This window comes from Paenibacillus sp. FSL K6-2862, from assembly GCF_038005125.1.
GTDB lineage: Bacteria > Bacillota > Bacilli > Paenibacillales > Paenibacillaceae > Paenibacillus > Paenibacillus illinoisensis_A.
Window position 1 is genome coordinate 2,961,035 of the sequence record NZ_JBBOSN010000001.1, and the last position, 17,589, is coordinate 2,978,623.

Genomic DNA, 17,589 nt, shown 5'->3' on the forward strand with positions numbered 1-17,589 from the left:
ATAGTATATTCATAGAAGAAAAGTTCGCATGGACTCATTTCATGTGAATGGCTTGATGCCATTCACATGAATTTTTTATATGAGAATGACTTGCACAAGGTATTCTTTAATTACTCTTTGATGACTGACGAATTCACGGCTTCTACCATTTGATTGTTGAATTCACGGAATAAGCCAAGGCGCCAGAATGCTGCTCCTTTGAGATCATATCTCTTGGCCAATCCAAGCTTGTCATCAACGGAGGTTCCCGTTTCGCTGTTTAAGTTAATCCCAAGCAGCAGCTTATCTTTTGGAACGCCTGCGTTAAGTGCAAGCTGGATGGCTTGGTCAACAAGACTATTGGGTTCCGGAACCTGTGCCTTGGTACCCGCAGGGTTATATTGATAAGCCATAATAATAAGATCATCTGCCAAGGAAGCGAGCGTTTTGTAATCATAGCCTTTATAGGCACTGTTCAGAGGTGGTACAGCCAGTGATATCGAAATGTCATGAGGCAAGGACGCTTTTAACTGTTTGACATAGTCGTTAAGCAGCTTCTGCTGCTGCTTGGCATCCAGTTTGAAACCCAATCCTTCAAAATCAAGAACGACGCCGCCGAATCCATTCTCCGTAACTGCATCGTTAATGCCCTGAATCGATTTCTCGCGCAGACTGCTGTCACTCAAAACTTTGGTTAGCTCGCCTTGACCATCCAGTGCATATACCATAAGGTATGGTTTAATATTCTGATCTGCAGCATCCGCCACGATGGTCTGAGGGGTCAGTTCGCCTGCTGCCTCAGGCAGATAATATTCATCCCCTTGAAGCGTGAATTGGCCATCCCGGTCGATTCGACTCCAGCCAAAAGCTACGGAGTTCATGGATTGGACCAGATCGATTTCATGAAATGCCCGCACGGCATAAAATGCTCTCAAATGCATTTCACGCTGTGGGGATACTAGAGAAACTGTACGTGTAGCCTGATCCCAGCCCACTCCGACGCCGAATTGGCTGCTGAACGAACTGAGCGGAATGAGTACGCGTCCTTCTCGCTGAACCGGGGCTGCAGCAAGCTTCACTTTGGTGCCATTGACGGTGGCTGTGGTATTCCCCACTTGAAGAAGTACCTCTGTAGCTTGACCTTTAACACTGCCTACGGCTTTGACGGTTTGCGTTTTGCTGTTCCACGTAATCTGGATTCCTAATGCTTCACCTACGGTACGGAAGGGAACATAAGTAACTCCCTTATCAACTCGCGGGGCAGCATCAAATTGGAGTACTACATTATCCAACTTGACCGATATGGCAGGTGCTGCATGCACATCACCGATGTTTACCGTCGTTCCAAGCAAGGACAAACCAATCAAGGTGGCAGCAATGGTTTTACCTATGTGTTTACGAACCATGTTTTTGTATTCCTCCACATTCATAAAATGGTAGAAAAAAGGACATATGGACAGTAATCTAGCATAGTGTAGTATAGCAAAATTTTCATAGAGTTCCAATTACAAGATAGACTAACTTGGCTTTATTGATAATCATTTTCAATTAGGCTACAATAGTGGAAAGAGTAAACCAAAATGCGGTTAGGCTGGTGGGTTTCCAGTGTAACTGCAATCAGGAGGAATAATGATGTTGATTCAGACGCGCAGTATGGTTATAGAAAAAGGACATAGTGACAAGGTGCTGGAACGTTTCAATGGCCCAACCCCAGTAGTGGACATGCCTGGTCTGATTGATTTTAGTGTCATGGTCAACAAGAAGAGCAAGGAACATGAAGAGGTTATGGTTTTGATCCGTTGGGAATCAGAAGAAGCGTGGAAAAACTGGGAGAAAAGCGATGCACACATCCAGGGCCACCGCAGCAAAAGAGGGCAGGAGAAACCTGCGTATCTGATCAGCACAATCGTAAATATGTATGAAGTCCAGACGGTGAAAACAGGCACAGGTACGGTTCAACAATAGGTTCTACAATAGTGTTTATATGAAGATCATCAGGACCTCCACGGGAGGTTCTTTTCATTCAAACCAGCAACAAATAGAGCGCACGCATATATAGAGAAATTAACATCCTTTGCGGCTGCAGAGCGCTTTTCTTGCCGAAACGATACGTAAATTGCTATTATGAATGAAAATATATACTTGAATTAATCAATCTGGAGGCATATCAATGAATCAGCGTTTCCGTATCACCCGAACTATGCAAGAACAAAATGGGGAACCATCTATTACTCTCGAAGAGTGCAAGGCATACTTTGCAACCCAGCCTGACTTTACGTATTCACAGGTTTACATTGTTCAGGGAACCGAAAGTACCATGTCCATTGATGGAGATTTCTTTATGTGGAAGCAGGATAATGTGGACATTCCTTTCCGGCTATATTCTGGGGATCTGTACGTGGCCATTTCCAGTGAAGCTGTGGTTCCCAAGATGATTGAAGTCGCGACTGCTCTGCAAGCAGATATCGTGGAAGGATAATAAATTTGAAGTCTGGTCCTTAAGTGGATCAGGCTTTTTTTATTATGACAAAACAATAATTCGTAGACTCCTAAATATTGGTTTATTACCAATAAAATAGGTAATTAACCTGCCGCAACAACAAGAATTTGTTGCAAAATGTAATAATTTAGTTCAAAACGTAAATTTAATCTCCAATTATTTGATTTATCTTGTTATGATCTAGAGGATAGACTTGGTAACACACATCATAAGACAAGAGGTGAAAGGGATTTATGAAGCATCGTAGTAAGCTCAGCTGGATTGTCATCATGGTTTTGGTGTTCTCTACTCTTTTTGGTGGAATTGCGGCTGCCGAGACGTACACCGTTAAAAAAGGAGATACGTTGTGGACCATCGCCAAAACAAATGGGACAACCGTAGCAGAGATGCAAAAGCTCAATCGATTGAAAAACGTGAATATCCTTCAAGTGGGCCAAAAGTTAAAGCTTCCTGAGAAGCCGTCCACAGGGAGTGAGGTTCCTCAAAAAGAAGAGGAAGCCGAATCCACTACAATCACCATCCTGGGTACCTCTGACGTGCACGGGAATTTGTGGGGCTATACTTATGAAGATAGTGCGGAAACAACGAATAACGGGCTCGCACGGATATCTACATATGTCAATGATGTGAAGAAGACCTCCCCTAACGTGCTGTTGATTGACAATGGGGACACATATCAAGGCAATATTTTAACAGATGATATTTATCGTAAAAACACGGATGTCATTCATCCTGTTTCCAAAGCCATGAATGCCATGAAGTACGATGCTATGGTTTTTGGTAATCATGAATTCAATTTTGGACTGGATCATGTGGATCGAATTATGAAAGAACTGAACTTCCCCGTACTTGGAGCCAATATCCAGACAGAAGATGGCGGGACACTTGGCGAGCCGTACACGATTATCGATGTGGATGGCATAAAAGTAGGGATTATCGGTGTAACGACACCCAATGTACCTCGTTGGGACGGCGATAAGGTAGACGGCCTTACGTTCAAGCATATGGGTGAAACGGTGAAGAAGGTTGCACAGTACCTCAAAAATGAGAAAAAAGTGGATGTACTTATCGCGAGCGCGCATGCAGGCATGTTTGCTGAGTTCGACGAAGACGGAGCTTCAGACTCGGCTGAACGAATTGTAAACATGGTGCCTGAGCTTGATGCCATGCTGGTTGGGCACATGCACATCGTGGTTAACGAAAAAATCGGACAAACCGTGATCGGTGGCCCTCGCAACCTTGGCCGTGACATTGTGCGTTTTGATATCGAAGTGAAAAAAGATCAAGGTAAAAATAAAGTGACGGACCGTCAGGTTCAAGTGGTAGACATGGCTTCCTACACCCCTGATCCGGCGATTCGTGACTTGGTGAAGGAAGAACACGAAGCTACGATCCAATTCATTACAGGTGGTGGTTCTGCTGGAGCGGAAGGCTCGTCTGGTGGTATCTTTGGTCAGGCAACCGAGGACTTCCAGCCTGTGAATGAAATTAATGGGATTCCTGAGGGCAAGCTACAAGATACAGCCGTGGTTGATCTGATCAACAAGGTTCAGATGGAAGTGAGCGGAGCGGATGTTTCGGCTGCTGCACTCTTCAAAGACACCTCCAATCTGAAAAAAGGCAATATCACTTATGCGAATATTTTCGATATTTACAAATTCGATAATGTGCTCTATACCGTTAAGGTTACAGGTAAAGAACTGAAGGCGTATATGGAATGGTCTGCTTCACACTACAACCAGTGGAAAGAGGGAGACGTTTCGATCAGCTTCGATCCTGAAGTTCCAGGTTATTTGTATGATATGTTTGCTGGCGTAGACTACAAAATCGACCTGTCTAAGCCTGCAGGGAAGCGTATCATCGATGTAATGTATCAAGGCAAGCCTCTGGCTGATACGCAAGAACTGAAGCTTGCTGTAAACAACTATCGATACAGCAGCGCATTGAAAGCTTACAAATTGGTAGAAGCAAACCGCGATTGGGAATCACCACGCAGCATTCGGGATTACCTGGTGGAATACATTCAAGAACATCAGGAGATTTCCCCGGAAGTGGAAAATAACTGGGAGATCGTTGGAATCGATCTCGCAAGCCCTTATCGGGATGAGATCATTCAACTGGTGAATGAAGGCAAGATCGATGTTCCTTATGACCAATCGCTTAATGTGAACGAGCTGCTCAAGCAAGGAATTATTAAGAAACAATAAGAAGTAAACTGCTTCCATATTGCAAGAACAAGAAGTCGCCATCATGGCGGCTTTTTTGCATTGAAGTCAAAGGGGTTAGGTCAGTTTATGGGGGATAGTGTGGTTTTGGTTGTTCTTCTAGTTGAGATGACCATCAGATTAGACATCTGGTGGACGAAGGAGTATTCTTGTTTATACTTATGATCCATTGAAGGAGATCGAAAGATGAAGCCGCATTCCAATGAACGTATTAAGATTCCAGCCGGATTCTGGGCAGGCTTGGAGCAATTGGGGATCGACACCCATGACGTAGCCCGCAGAGCACAACTGCCACTCACCAAGATTACGAATACAATCGTCAATACTGACCAATATTTTGCAATCTGGCAGGCTTATTCCGACCTCATGGGTGACACGGCTGAAGGAATCATCAAACTGGCAACCGCTTTTGAAACAGCCCACTATCCACCAAGTGTATTAGCCACTTACCATGCTCGTGACTACCGTGATGCGCTATATCGGATGGCTCGGTACAAACGGATGTGTCCTCCCGAAAGCTTGCACATTACCGAGGAGGATGATCGCTGCATTATTGAACTGGAGTGGATGAATGGTGGACCGTCTGGACCTCCCGTCCTGGTTGGAATCACGCTGGCCTTTCTTCTGGAGCTAGGACGCCGTGGTACATGGCAGTCTTTGAATGCACTGCAGGTCGAATTCTCACAGCCCATGGGAGACGTGAAGGCTCTGGAAGCTTACTTCGGCTGCCATATCCAGATGGGTGCACCAAGCAATCGATTGATTTTGCGTCAAAAAGATCTGGATCTTGCCTTCATCTCGTATAACGAAGAACTGCTTGAGATATTGACGCCCATACTTGATCGCTCGCTAGATGAACAGAAGCAGGCTCAATCCATGACAGAAGCGGTCGTATGGATTCTGAAACGGAGCCTCACAGGTGGACGTCCCGATGTCCAAGTCGTAGCGCAGGAGTTAGGCGTAAGTGATCGAACATTACAGCGCAGACTTACCGATGAGAACACCAGCTTCAAACAGCTGCTGAACCAAGCCAGACATGAGCAGGCTCGAGTATACCTTACTGATCCTTCACTTGATATCAAAGAAGTGGCCTTTCTTGTAGGGTATGAAGACCAGAATTCATTTTATCGGGCCTTCCGGCTATGGGAAGGGGAGACGCCTACGAATTGGCGCTCAAAGCAAGAAAGCAGCCGTAACAGGATAGTCATGAATTGATGGATCGAAGGTAAACTACCTTTTTCTATAACAATATACGATAGTCTTCTGACTTACTGATCATAAGAACCTTGAAAATTCAAGGTTCTTATATTTTGTTCCGGACAGGTGGTTTAGACACCAGGTTGAACCCCTTTTAATAGGAGAAAAGGCTAGGAGAAATTCAAAAAAATAGATGGTTGACTTAAAGTGCACATTAATACTTATGATGTGAAAGAGCCAGCCGGACATGTGAATCCAAAGGAGGAATAATAATATGAGCTTTACCATCAAAGAAGCATCCGAACGGCTAGGTTGCCCGGCACATAAAATTCGTTATTACGAGAAAGAAGGTTTGCTCCCATATATCAGAAGGGATCAGAACGGAAATCGTTTGTTTGAAGAAGAGCATCTGGAATGGATGAGAGTGATGTCCTGTTTTCGAGCAACAGGCATGAAAGTGTCCGTATTGAAGCAGATGGTTAACCTTGCCATGGAAGGTGCTTCAACGATACCCCTCAGAAAAGCAATACTTACACAATATAAAAAAGAATTGTATCAACGACAAAACGATCTTAATCAAGCGTTAGAAGCGGTGAATCAAAAATTATCAATCTATGATGATATGGAAAAAGGCAAAGAGGATTCAGAAAATAAATTATTACAGGAAATGTCCAGTTTGAAGCACATTTAATCGAACAGGAGAGGAAGATTGGGATGAAGTTTAGTCAAACATTGGGAAACAGTAATTTGAAGGTATCGTCGGTAGGAATGGGATTAATGGGGATGTCTCCGGGGATGTACGGTGAGGTTAACGATGAGCTTTCTATCCAAACGATACATCGTGCTCTGGAAATGGGTGTAACGATGCTGGATACGGCTGATGTCTATGGAAATGGCCATAACGAAGAACTTCTGGGCAAGGCGCTCAAAGGTCGGCGCGACCAGGCGATCATTGCTACCAAATTTTCATATACGCCAAATTATGAGCAAATCAGTGGTCATCCTGATTATGTTAAAAAAGCAGTGGATGCAAGTTTGAATCGATTAGGCGTAGAATATATTGATCTCTATTATCAGCATCGCGTAGATCCCAATGTTCCTATCGAGGAAACGATTGGCGCAATGTCCGAATTAGTACATGCTGGAAAAGTTCGCTGCCTTGGACTTTCGGAAGCATCCGCAGCGACGATTCGCCGAGCACATGCGGTACATGCCATATCCGCTTTACAAAGTGAATATTCTCTCTGGAGCCGGGATATTGAAGATGAAATTCTTCCAACCGTTAGAGAATTGGGCATTACTCATGTAGCCTATAGTCCGCTAAGCCGTGGTTTTATCACAGGTGAATTACGTACGTTTGAGGATCTCGCTGCAGATGATCTTCGCAGATATATGCCTCGTTTCCAAGGTGAAAACTTTCAAAAAAATGTTGAGATCGTAGATCAAATCAAAAAAATAGCCAGCGAAAAGAATTGCACACCTTCTCAGCTTGCTATTGCCTGGACGCTGGCCAATGGGGCATTGCCGATCCCTGGAACGAAACAGATCAAATATCTGGAGGAAAATGTAGGAGCATTAGATATCGAGTTGACTCCTGAAGATCTGGTACACATTGAAAATGTAAGCCCCAAAAATGGGATTCATGGTACCCGATATCTTAAGGAGCAGATGAATCTCCTTAATGGCTAAATCAAATGATCATGGGTAATTGAATATAATCGAATAGATACAAAAAAACCACTGAATTAGGATTCAGTGGTTGTTAGTGTTAATGAAATAAATGAAGGATTAGAGCCTATTCTTCATAAGGAAGGATGGCATAGATCTTCCAGCTGTTATCATTCAATTTCTTGAGTTTATACAATCCGTCCATGGAAACCGTTTCTTCTTGTTGTTCTTTACCCGAATGGACCGTTACTTTCATCTTGCCGCCTTCTGCTTCTAATACAGCCAGACGGTTAGAGCTTTCGATCACGGAAAAGTCCGGTTGGGAGAGCATTTCAATATCCATTGAGTTTTCTTCATCCGCTGCAGAAGTTAAATCCTCCAAATACGTGAAGTTGGATGAAAGCTGATATCCAGTGTAATACGTTGCATAGGTTACGGACAACTGATCATATTTATGATCCGTCATGGCTTGAATCTCCGACTCCGTAGCAGTGGAAGCAAGTGCAGTCAGTTCAGATGTCTCCGGCAGCTCGGTTTGCTCCAATTGTAAAGCACGTTCTAGCATAACTACAGCTTGAGCACGTGTAGCTTTTGCGAAAGGTTGAAACGTAGTTGTTGTCATTCCTGAAACAATACCAGCCTGGCTCGCTTTGGTAATGGCGGAAGCTGCATAGTAGTTTGGAACGTCCTTGAAGGTTTTGGAGGCACCTTTAAACTCCACCGTATCGGAGAACGCACGTACGACCATTACCGCGATATCGCCGCGTGTGATCGGGAGGTCAGGTCCGAATTCAGTGCTGCTTACACCTCCAACGACGCCAAGTGAACTGGCAATCCGAATGGACTCAGCATACCATTTGCCTGCTTTTACATCACTGAAGGATTTTCCTTGAGCTGTACTATGTAGTCCTGTAGCTTGAACAAGAATAGCTACGAATTCTGCACGAGTGATGGGATGATTGGGCTTAAGAGCGACCTCGCCATTGCCCAGGCTGTAACCGTTAAGAAGGTCAGCGTTAACGAAATTGTCAAGCGTATCGTACGCCCAGTGGCCATCAATATCTGTCGGGAAATACAAATCTAGCGATTTGTACGAAGCGGCAGCATGGGCTTTGCTCCACGAAAAAGGGAATACCACAAGGATCATGGCGAAGAAGAAAAGAGTGATGCGGTTAATCGTTTGTCTCATCTAGGAAGTTCCTCCTGTAAATTGAAATTTGCCGTCATTCAGCATAACAGAGAAGGGGGTGGATGGCTAAAGGAAATCTTTACTAACGATTTAATCTATTAAATTTGAGACTAAAGATCCATTTATATTCCATTTATTCACTTATATTATATATAGTGTAAATTATATTTTAGGAGGATGAATGATGTGAAAAAGAGTAAATTGTTTTTTGCCATGATCATGAGCATACTGATAGCCATTTCGATACCTGGTATCGGACAAAGCTCAAAGACATTCGCTGCGACAGAACGGACACCTGTTGTCTTTGTTCATGGATTAACAGGTTCCGATAGCAATTTCACTTATATTGAAAGTTATCTGCGTGGTCAAGGTTGGTCCAGAGATGAGCTGTTTGCGATTGATCTGCCCAGCAAGCAGGGGAATCAGCTGTTGAATTCTGCAGCTATCAGTCAATTCGTAGACAATGTACTTCGGGAAACAGGTCATAGCAAAGTCAACATTGTGGCTCATAGTATGGGCGGGGCTAATAGTTTATATTACATATTAAACCGTGGGGGTTCTACCAAAGTAGACAAGCTGGTCACCTTGGGAGGCGCCAATCGTTTGACTACAACTTCAGCCCCACAGGGAGTTGAGGTTACTTCCATCTACTCTACTAGTGACACGATCGTATCTCCTGCACTTTCCCGCTTGAGCGGAGCGAATAACATACAGGTTTCGCTGGTGTCCCATATCGGTCTGCTCTTCAATTCAAGGGTTAATGCCTTAATTAAGACAGCATTGGATGAATAGAGAGACAGCGGCAGCTGAATGAAACATGAGTGATCCAAGAGGTCACTCGTGTTTTTTTTGTATTTTGCTAACAGATGAATTTATAATAGATTGTATTGTACATTGCTGCGTCCATACATAGAATTTTGGCTACTTAAATAGACACAACGAAGGAGCTTACACGAATGACGATGACCGAGAAAGAAAAAGCACAACAAGGACTCTTATATGACAATAACAACGATCCGCAATTGGTAAACGAACGCCTTGAAGCAAAAGAGCTGTGCTACGACTACAACCAGCTTCGTCCGCGCATGATATCCGAAAGAGAAGCCATGATGAGAAAAATTTTGGCAAAAACAGGAGAGAAGTTTTGGATTGAACAGCCTTTCTATTGTGACCAAGGATACAACATTGAGATTGGAGAAAACTTTTATTGTAATCATAATACGGTGATGCTGGATGCAGCGAAGATTACCTTTGGCACCAATGTGTTCATTGCACCGAATTGCGGATTTTACACTGCTGGTCATCCCCTGGATGCTGAACAGCGTAATCAAGGGTTGGAGATTGCCCTTCCAATTACAGTAGGGGACAATGTATGGATTGGCGGAGGCGTATCTGTGCTGCCAGGTGTAACGATTGGAGACAATACGGTGATTGGCGCGGGAAGCGTAGTGACGAAGGATATACCAGCAGGAGTCATTGCTGCAGGTAACCCATGCAGAGTCATTCGAGCGATTACGGAAGCGGATAAGAATAAATATCCTAGAGGGTAAATTGGTTATAGCCCAAGAGAATAGAAGAGAGAACGGGAGCCAGTTTACTGGAACCCGTTTTTGGTTTCATTGATTTGGCGTTGACGGATGCATACCTTCAGAAGAATGAACGAAATGATCACATGACTTGAGCTTCAGAGCAAAGTATTTCTTGCAGAAAAGCGTTATTGTTATGTTTGCAGGAGATGACAGAAGGTAGGAAGAAGAATGGATGTACGACGAACCGAAAAATTAATTCATGCTCCAAAAGGAATGGAACAGGCACCAGACAAAGAGGGAAGCTTGAAATGGAATGGGCTTACAGTCATCCAGTTTTGTTTGCATACGCAGGGAACCAGAGGAGGATTTTTCCTGAAAGATCATCTGCTGCTGTTCGTTAAATCAGGTGTATACACGGTTAAATTCAAGAACGAAAAGCATACGGTGCGGAGCAATGAAATGATATTCTTGCACAAAGCGATCAAGGTAGACTACGAGAAGTCGGGTGAGCCCGGTACCGAATATTTGCTGGATTATATGATGTTTTATCTGAATGAGGACATACTTCATAAGTTCGCAGATTTTGCAGATTGGAAGAGCATTCATCCCACCAATGATGTCGTTCCGTTATCTGTCATTCCAGTTAATGAACCAATGAGAGCATATATTGACTCCCTAAAATCATATTTTAACCAATCTGATTCGATCAGCGACGGATTGGTAGGCGTCAAGTTCATGGAGCTGCTGTTTCATCTTGCTGAAGCAAACACGAACTTGCTACAACAGCTGTTGTATCCCCATCCTGCTGAACGGAGTCAGATTGAACAAGTTGTAGAAGAGAATGTAACCAATCCCGTTTCCATTGAAGATCTGGCCTATTTGTCTGGCAGAAGCCTGTCAACGTTCAAGCGGGAATTTCGGGCATTGTATAACTCTTCTCCGCTAAAATGGATCCGTAATCGCAGACTGGATCTGGCCAGTCAGCTCCTGCTCGAGACGACACAGTCGGTAACTGATATTTGTTATGCCTGCGGGTTCGAAAATACGACTCACTTTTCCAAGGTGTTTAAAATGCGCTTTGATCTATCGCCAACTGAATATAGACGACGGAACATTAGAAAAGAATAACGAGGAGGACGAAAAGATGGACTATGTGAAGCTGGGGAAGACAGGGTTGGATGTGTCTAGAATTTGCCTGGGATGCATGGGGTTTGGCGATGCCAACCGCTGGATTCATCAATGGGTACTGAACGAAGAGAATAGCCGGCCAGTCATTAAGAAGGCTCTGGAGCTCGGTATTAACTTTTTTGATACAGCGAATGTCTATTCTCTGGGGGCAAGTGAAGAGATCCTTGGGCGGGCCTTGAAGGATTATGCCAAACGAGATGAGGTTGTAATTGCCACCAAGGTGCATGGACGAATGCATGAAGGACCGAACGGTGCCGGATTGTCCCGCAAAGCCATCATGAGCGAAATTGATAAGAGTCTGATGCGACTTGGAACCGACTATGTGGATCTGTACCAAATTCATCGCTGGGACTACCATACCCCAATCGAAGAAACGATGGAGGCATTACATGATGTAGTCAAAGCCGGAAAAGTAAGATATCTCGGTGCTTCTGCGATGTACGCCTGGCAGTTCCAAAAGGCCTTATTTGTCGCTGAGCGCAATGGCTGGACCAAATTCGTTTCCATGCAAAATCATCTGAACTTGCTGTACCGTGAAGAGGAACGTGAGATGCTTCCCCTATGCAAGGAGGAAGGGATCGGAGTCATTCCCTACAGCCCGCTTGCTTCAGGAAGACTGACACGTGACTGGTCGGAAACAACGCATCGCTCCGAGACGGATCAGGTTCAGAAATCCAAATACGACTCTACTGCCGATACGGATCGCTTCATTGTAGAGCGGGTTGCAGAGATCGCAAGCAAGCACGGTGTTCCGCGGGTTCACATTGCTCTGGCATGGCTTATGCAGAAGCAGCCCGTAACAGCCCCCATTATTGGTGCGACGAAGATATCACATTTGGAGGATGCCGTTGCAGCTATGGACCTGAAGCTGACAGAAGAAGAAATCGCGTGGTTGGAAGAACCCTATGTGCCACATCCGGTTGTGGGTTTAATTCCAATTCAATAATTGATGTGAATATATTAGCGGATGAAGGGCTTGCCCTATCGTTCGCTTTTTTGTTTTTCTGCCTTCAACATGAAAAAGGGTCAAGTGGGAAAGGATACCTTAAGCGGTCCAAAATATTACAGAAGAGGAATGAAGAAATGAGTAAAGCATCAGAGGCCTCAACGGAGGAAAAGAAACTAAAGTGGTGGCAGCTCAGCTTGCTTGGTGTAGCAGGCACAATTGGCACAGGATACTTTCTGGGCTCCAGCCTCGCGATTTCGATCGGTGGCCCGGCAGTATTACTGGCTTACATTTTGGCTGCACTCGGTACATATGTTGTTTTTGATGCCTTGGCGAGAATGACATCGGATCATCCGGAGCAGGGATCTTTTCGTTCCTATGCCAAGAAGGCATTCGGAAGCTGGGCTGGCTTTGCCAGTGGATGGGTGTATTGGTTTTCGGAGCTGCTTATTATGGGAAGTCAGTTGACGGCCTTGTCCATTTTCTCGCGTTTTTGGTTTCCGAATGTTCCTCTCTGGATATTTGCAGCCGGATTCGGAATTGTCGGTCTTTGCATCGTGTTCTTCGGGAATAAAGGGTTTGACCGGGTTGAAAATGTACTTGCCATTATTAAGATCGCAGCAATTCTTATGTTTCTGGTACTTGCCATCGCGCTTCTCGCAGGATGGATTGGGGGAACAAAATATGAGCATAACGTACCGCTGAGCATGACTGAAATTTTCCCGAAAGGCGGGATCGGTCTGTGGTCTGCGTTTCTATTTGCCTTTTATGCCTATGGGGGAATTGAGGTGCTCGGAATCATGTCCTACCGCCTTCAAAACCCGGAAGAGGCTCCCAAGGCAGGCAAAGTGATGCTGATCTCGCTTTCAACGGTATACGTTGTGTCGATTGGACTGGCTCTGACCATGGTCCCACTTGGTGCCTTCAATCCCAAAGAGAGTCCCTTTGTACTGGCACTGAGCAGTGATCATTTAGCCTTTGTTCCGCATTTGTTCAATGGAGTATTGATTGTAGCAGGTTTCTCTACCATGACCGCGTCACTCTATGCGGTGACTTCCATGATGCTGACCTTGGCCCAGGAAGGAGACGCTCCGCGGTTATTCTCACGAAAATGGAAGGAGAAGTTTCCATTATTCGCGCTCTCACTGATCGGATGCGGGCTTATTGCAACCATTGTCATGTCTTTGCTGCTTCCTGGCAAGGTATACGAATATGTAACAACTGCAGCCGGATTAATGCTCATGTACAATTGGTTGTTCATTTTGCTATCTTCCGGCCGACTTCTGAAAGCAGGGAGGTTCAGCGTTGTCAAACGATGGATTGGGTTGGTACTGATTGGCCTCGCTATAACAGGTACGCTTTTCCATCCGCTGAGTCGACCTGGCTTCTTTATCAGCCTGCTGCTTGTCTTACTTATTGGAATCAGCGATATGATTGTGCAACGAGTTCGCAAGAAGAAGAAAAATGAAGAGTCTTCCACCACAAATCAGGAAGAAAAAGAATCACACAACACCCTGGAAAGTCCCAGCTTCCACATTACCGGGATTCGGCTTCGCAAGAATAAAATCAAATGAAAAACAGAAACTGAACAGCTTTCGCTCCAAAATAACATCCGAAACCGACAAGAGAGAGGCCGGAAATGATGGATATGCCCTTAAGGACGCCTAAAGTAAGATACTTGCGAAATAAACTCGCAGCGGCGGCCATGAATATATCCCAGATCAGGATACCCAGAATAACGGCTCCGCTGTTGATTAGCGTCTGCTCCACAGTTGAATCATTCACGGCCTTGGCCAGAATGGATCCGTAAATGCCAAGCCAGAACATAATGGATAGGGGATTGAACAGTGACATCAGGAATCCATTCATGAACGATTTGGATAGCGCTGCTTCGTCCCCTCTAATATTCGACTGCGTGAGGGTTCCTGCATTTTTGATGCTCTCCACACCGGTATACACAAGTACAAAAAAACCGAACAGCCATAAGAAAGCCTTTACAAAAGGCAGATCCAGCAAATGAATGATGCCGAAATAGACGAGCAGCATGTAAATAATATCAGCAGCGATCGCGCCGAGTCCAACAAACCAGGCAGGCATGAACCCACCCCGAACACCCTTGTCCAACTGAGCGGCATTGATGGGACCGATTGGGGCTGATAATGAAATCCCCAGTAAGATATAACCTAGTATCATGGAACGTCGTCCTCTCCTTTCAAGTACTTTATCAGCTTATTCGAGGGATTACTTAAATAGGACAACGTCTAGATTTTGGCATAATCTTTACGGAAATGATCCATATTAAACGGAAAATAAAGGAGGTGAGATTATGCTGTTCCGCTGGATGAAAAGAGTATTTCAATCTCAGCCGCAGAACAAAGGGGAAGAACAACAGAGACAAACAAAACAACCAGTAAAATTGGGCCCATCTCTTCAAAATAAATTTGAATTGATTAAAAAGGCGTTTGAGAGTAGTCCTGATTTTGTCGCTCGTGATTTTCCTAATCCTGTGCCAAGTCATACTTCGCTGGCTGTCTGTTATCTTGAAGGATTGACAGACCCATCGCTTGTAGGAGAACTCATGGAGAAAGTCATTCAAATAGTCAAGACTTCTCCACAATGTGAAGAAGAAGTTCCCGATCTGTCCCTCGAATTAAGCCTGCCTTCAGGAAATATCGAAAGAATAGAATCCCTCGAGGAAGTGTATCAAGCGGTATTAACCGGACATCTGATCATTCTTGTTGAAGGGATTGAACATGTCATAGCTGTATCTGTTTCCGGAGGGGAACGAAGATCAGTAGAGGAGCCTACTTCCCAGACGGTCGTTAGGGGACCAAAAGAGGGCTTTACAGAAGAGCTTGCTACGAATATTACTTTGATTCGACGAAAGATACGGTCACCGGATCTGAAGTTTTTTAAACACAATATTGGTGAATATACCCAAACCTCGGTAGCTGTGGCCTATATCCAGGGGATTGCCAAACCGGAAGTGGTAGATGAAGTCAATAAAAGACTCCGTTCAATTCATACAGACAGCATATTGGAGAGTGGATACATCGAAGAATTCATTCAGGATGCGCCTCTAACACCTTTCCCAACCATGCTTAACACGGAACGACCAGATACCGTTGCTGGTAGTTTGCTGGACGGACAAGTTGCCATTCTAATTGATGGAACCCCCTTTGCCCTGGTTGCTCCAGTCACCTTTTTCAACTTTTTTCAGACCACAGAAGATTACTACCAGCGTTATGATATCTCCACTTTTTTGAGAACCATTCGTTTCTTGTCTTTTCTAGTCTCTTTATTGCTGCCATCTACTTTCATTGCTTTAACTACGTTCCAGCAAGAAATGATACCCACCACATTATTAATCACTCTGGCAGCTCAGCGGGAAGGCGTCCCTTTTCCTGCGTTACTTGAAGCCTTGCTTATGGAAATTACATTTGAGGTTATTCGTGAGGCTGGAGTTCGGATGCCGCGAGCAATAGGACCGGCGATCTCCATTGTCGGTGCATTGGTTATAGGTCAAGCTGCAGTAGAAGCTGGGCTGGTTTCGGGAGCGATGGTTATTGTGGTATCTTTCACGGCCATATCGAACTTTGTTATTCCATATTTCAGCATGGCAACAGCAGTCAGGTTAATGCGTTTTCCATTTATGGTGCTGGCAGGTACCCTTGGTTTGTTCGGCATATTGGCAGGTGCAGTGCCTCTGTTGGCTCATTTGGTGTCACTAAAGTCATTCGGCGTGGATTACTTAATGCCATTCGGTCCATTTTACAAGTCAAACATGAAGGATCTGATCTTGCGGGTACCTTGGTGGGCGATGAAGACAAGACCGGCTGAAAAAGCGGATTCAAATAAAACAAGGCAAGCTCCGCATCAATATCCGGCAGGTTCAGACAATGCCATAAGCAGTATAAACCAATCTGATGATAGCGAGTAAAGGAGCAGTTTATGTGATTCCTGTGAATAGACGACACATGTTTTTAGCGCTTATGTGGGTAACTTTACTTGGAGGTTGTGGTAATCGGACTGAAATGAACGATCTAGGCATTACATCAGCAACGGGTTTTGACAAACAAAACGGAAAATGGAACATCACTTATCAGGTTATTGTACCACCAGCGAGCAGTACAAGCGGATCCTCAGGGGGAGGCTCTCAGTCTACCGTGACCACCTTTACTTCTCAAGGAAAAACGATCAGAGAAGCTGTTGCAAAAAGCAGTGTAGAAAATCCGAAAAAGTTGTATTTTGCACATACCAACGTGTTAGTAATCGGGGAAGAAGCAGCAGAACAGGGAATTGCGGAAATTCTTGATAATTACTATCGTAATATCGAACCCCGCGAAACCGTAAAGATGCTTGTCGCAGATGGGGAAGCAAGGGATTATCTGAATAAAATGGTTCCACCGGAAAAGAACCCAGGTCGTGCCCTTTCCGATATCTTACAACGAAATCATGAGCGGGGATCCTACTATCCTCTAGTTAACCTACACGAATTTGCTATGAAAATCTCTTCTGACAGCGGAGCGGCAGGGATACCCATCGTAACCGTCAAAGGTCAAGATCATAAAAAAATTGAAAATATAGATGTTTTTAAAGAGACTTCATCACCAGCCAAATTAAGACTGGAGGGGTTGAGCGTTTTCTCTAAGGACAAGAAAATTGGAAAGCTAAGCCAAAGTGAAAGCTTGGGGGTAGCTTGGCTAACGGATCAGGTGAAAAGGACGAATCTTAGATATGTAGGTGAAAATGGAGAAATCAACTCATTTCTTGTTCGAAAAGCAACTGTAAAGACAAAGCCGATCAAGACGGGCTTCCATTATACCATTCGTGTAGATGCGAAAGTGAGCGGAGAGCTGGAAGAGAGCACTTCCCCGAAAAAAATCTCGTCTAAAGAAAGTATCAATGAGTTACAGCATCAGGCTGAACAGTTGATCGAAGCACAGATGATGGAAGGGTGGAAGGCAACTCAGCAACTAAAAGTGGACCTATTGGGGATTGGGAACAAAATTCATCAGCATCAACCCAAAGAGTGGAAGTCCCTAAAAGAATCCTGGCCAGAAGAAATTAGAAACATGGACATTAATATCAATGTGGAAGTTAGCGTGAGAAGAACAGGATTACTTCAGGACTCTTTTAGCAAATTGCTTGGATCCGAATAAGGAAAA

The 17,589-nt window shown here is 44.5% G+C and carries 16 protein-coding genes; 13 read left to right on the top strand and 3 right to left on the bottom strand.

The genetic code is table 11. The features are described 5' to 3' along the window. Nucleotides 1-110: 110 nt before the first annotated feature. Nucleotides 111-1,385, bottom strand: coding sequence for a stalk domain-containing protein (locus MHB82_RS13595; RefSeq protein ID WP_341174930.1), 1,275 nt, complete (start codon nt 1,383-1,385; stop codon nt 111-113). Between the two features lie 226 nt (nt 1,386-1,611). Here MHB82_RS13595 and MHB82_RS13600 point away from each other — a divergent pair, with 226 nt between their 5' ends. The 6 genes from MHB82_RS13600 (at nt 1,612) to MHB82_RS13625 (ending at nt 7,590) form a co-directional block, all read left to right on the top strand. After that, a complete protein-coding gene (locus tag MHB82_RS13600; protein WP_341174931.1) occupies nt 1,612-1,944 on the top strand; it encodes an antibiotic biosynthesis monooxygenase in 333 nt (110 codons plus the stop codon). Nucleotides 1,945-2,149: 205 nt separating this feature from the next. Next, complete coding sequence (locus MHB82_RS13605) at nt 2,150-2,458, top strand: hypothetical protein (RefSeq protein WP_341174932.1); 309 nt, start codon at nt 2,150-2,152, stop codon at nt 2,456-2,458. A gap of 254 nt (nt 2,459-2,712) precedes the next feature. After that, on the top strand, nt 2,713-4,686 hold the full coding sequence (locus tag MHB82_RS13610) for a 5'-nucleotidase C-terminal domain-containing protein (protein WP_341174933.1): 1,974 nt from the start codon (nt 2,713-2,715) through the stop codon (nt 4,684-4,686). Between the two features lie 204 nt (nt 4,687-4,890). After that, a complete protein-coding gene (locus tag MHB82_RS13615) occupies nt 4,891-5,919 on the top strand; it encodes a helix-turn-helix transcriptional regulator (RefSeq protein ID WP_341174934.1) in 1,029 nt (342 codons plus the stop codon). A gap of 256 nt (nt 5,920-6,175) precedes the next feature. Next, the gene (locus MHB82_RS13620) at nt 6,176-6,592 is read left to right on the top strand and encodes a MerR family transcriptional regulator (protein ID WP_341174935.1); all 417 of its coding nucleotides are present in this window, start codon (nt 6,176-6,178) and stop codon (nt 6,590-6,592) included. A 23-nt stretch (nt 6,593-6,615) separates the two neighbouring features. Continuing rightward, nucleotides 6,616-7,590 (top strand): aldo/keto reductase, encoded by a 975-nt coding sequence (locus MHB82_RS13625; protein ID WP_341174936.1) that lies wholly within the window; start codon nt 6,616-6,618, stop codon nt 7,588-7,590. A 106-nt stretch (nt 7,591-7,696) separates the two neighbouring features. On the opposite strand, the gene MHB82_RS13630 is transcribed toward MHB82_RS13625, so the two are convergent. Then, nucleotides 7,697-8,758 carry an S-layer homology domain-containing protein gene (locus MHB82_RS13630; protein WP_341174937.1) on the bottom strand — a complete coding sequence of 354 codons (1,062 nt, stop codon included), beginning with the start codon at nt 8,756-8,758 and terminating at the stop codon, nt 7,697-7,699. 186 nt (nt 8,759-8,944) lie between these two features. Between MHB82_RS13630 and MHB82_RS13635 the strand changes: the two genes are divergently transcribed. The 5 genes from MHB82_RS13635 to MHB82_RS13655 all read left to right on the top strand — a co-directional run bounded on the left by MHB82_RS13635 (nt 8,945) and on the right by MHB82_RS13655 (nt 13,995). Beyond that, nucleotides 8,945-9,550: an esterase/lipase family protein gene (locus tag MHB82_RS13635; protein WP_445671229.1), complete on the top strand. Its 606-nt coding sequence runs from the start codon at nt 8,945-8,947 to the stop codon at nt 9,548-9,550. A 170-nt stretch (nt 9,551-9,720) separates the two neighbouring features. Beyond that, a complete protein-coding gene (locus MHB82_RS13640; protein WP_095358658.1) occupies nt 9,721-10,308 on the top strand; it encodes a sugar O-acetyltransferase in 588 nt (195 codons plus the stop codon). Between the two features lie 207 nt (nt 10,309-10,515). Beyond that, nucleotides 10,516-11,415, top strand: a complete 900-nt coding sequence (locus MHB82_RS13645) for an AraC family transcriptional regulator (protein WP_341174939.1) — start codon at nt 10,516-10,518, stop codon at nt 11,413-11,415. 16 nt (nt 11,416-11,431) lie between these two features. Beyond that, nucleotides 11,432-12,421 carry an aldo/keto reductase gene (locus tag MHB82_RS13650; RefSeq protein ID WP_095358231.1) on the top strand — a complete coding sequence of 330 codons (990 nt, stop codon included), beginning with the start codon at nt 11,432-11,434 and terminating at the stop codon, nt 12,419-12,421. 137 nt (nt 12,422-12,558) lie between these two features. Continuing rightward, complete coding sequence (locus MHB82_RS13655) at nt 12,559-13,995, top strand: amino acid permease (RefSeq protein ID WP_095358230.1); 1,437 nt, start codon at nt 12,559-12,561, stop codon at nt 13,993-13,995. Here the strand turns inward: MHB82_RS13655 and MHB82_RS13660 are convergent. After that, a complete protein-coding gene (locus MHB82_RS13660; protein WP_341174940.1) occupies nt 13,988-14,614 on the bottom strand; it encodes a LysE family transporter in 627 nt (208 codons plus the stop codon). The two genes, MHB82_RS13655 and MHB82_RS13660, sit on opposite strands and share 8 nt — an antisense overlap. Before the next feature lie 133 nt (nt 14,615-14,747). Between MHB82_RS13660 and MHB82_RS13665 the strand changes: the two genes are divergently transcribed. Next, the gene (locus MHB82_RS13665; RefSeq protein WP_095358229.1) at nt 14,748-16,361 is read left to right on the top strand and encodes a spore germination protein; all 1,614 of its coding nucleotides are present in this window, start codon (nt 14,748-14,750) and stop codon (nt 16,359-16,361) included. A 13-nt stretch (nt 16,362-16,374) separates the two neighbouring features. Beyond that, entirely contained in the window at nt 16,375-17,583 is a 1,209-nt protein-coding gene (locus MHB82_RS13670; RefSeq protein WP_341174941.1) for a Ger(x)C family spore germination protein, read from the top strand. Nucleotides 17,584-17,589 lie beyond the last annotated feature (6 nt).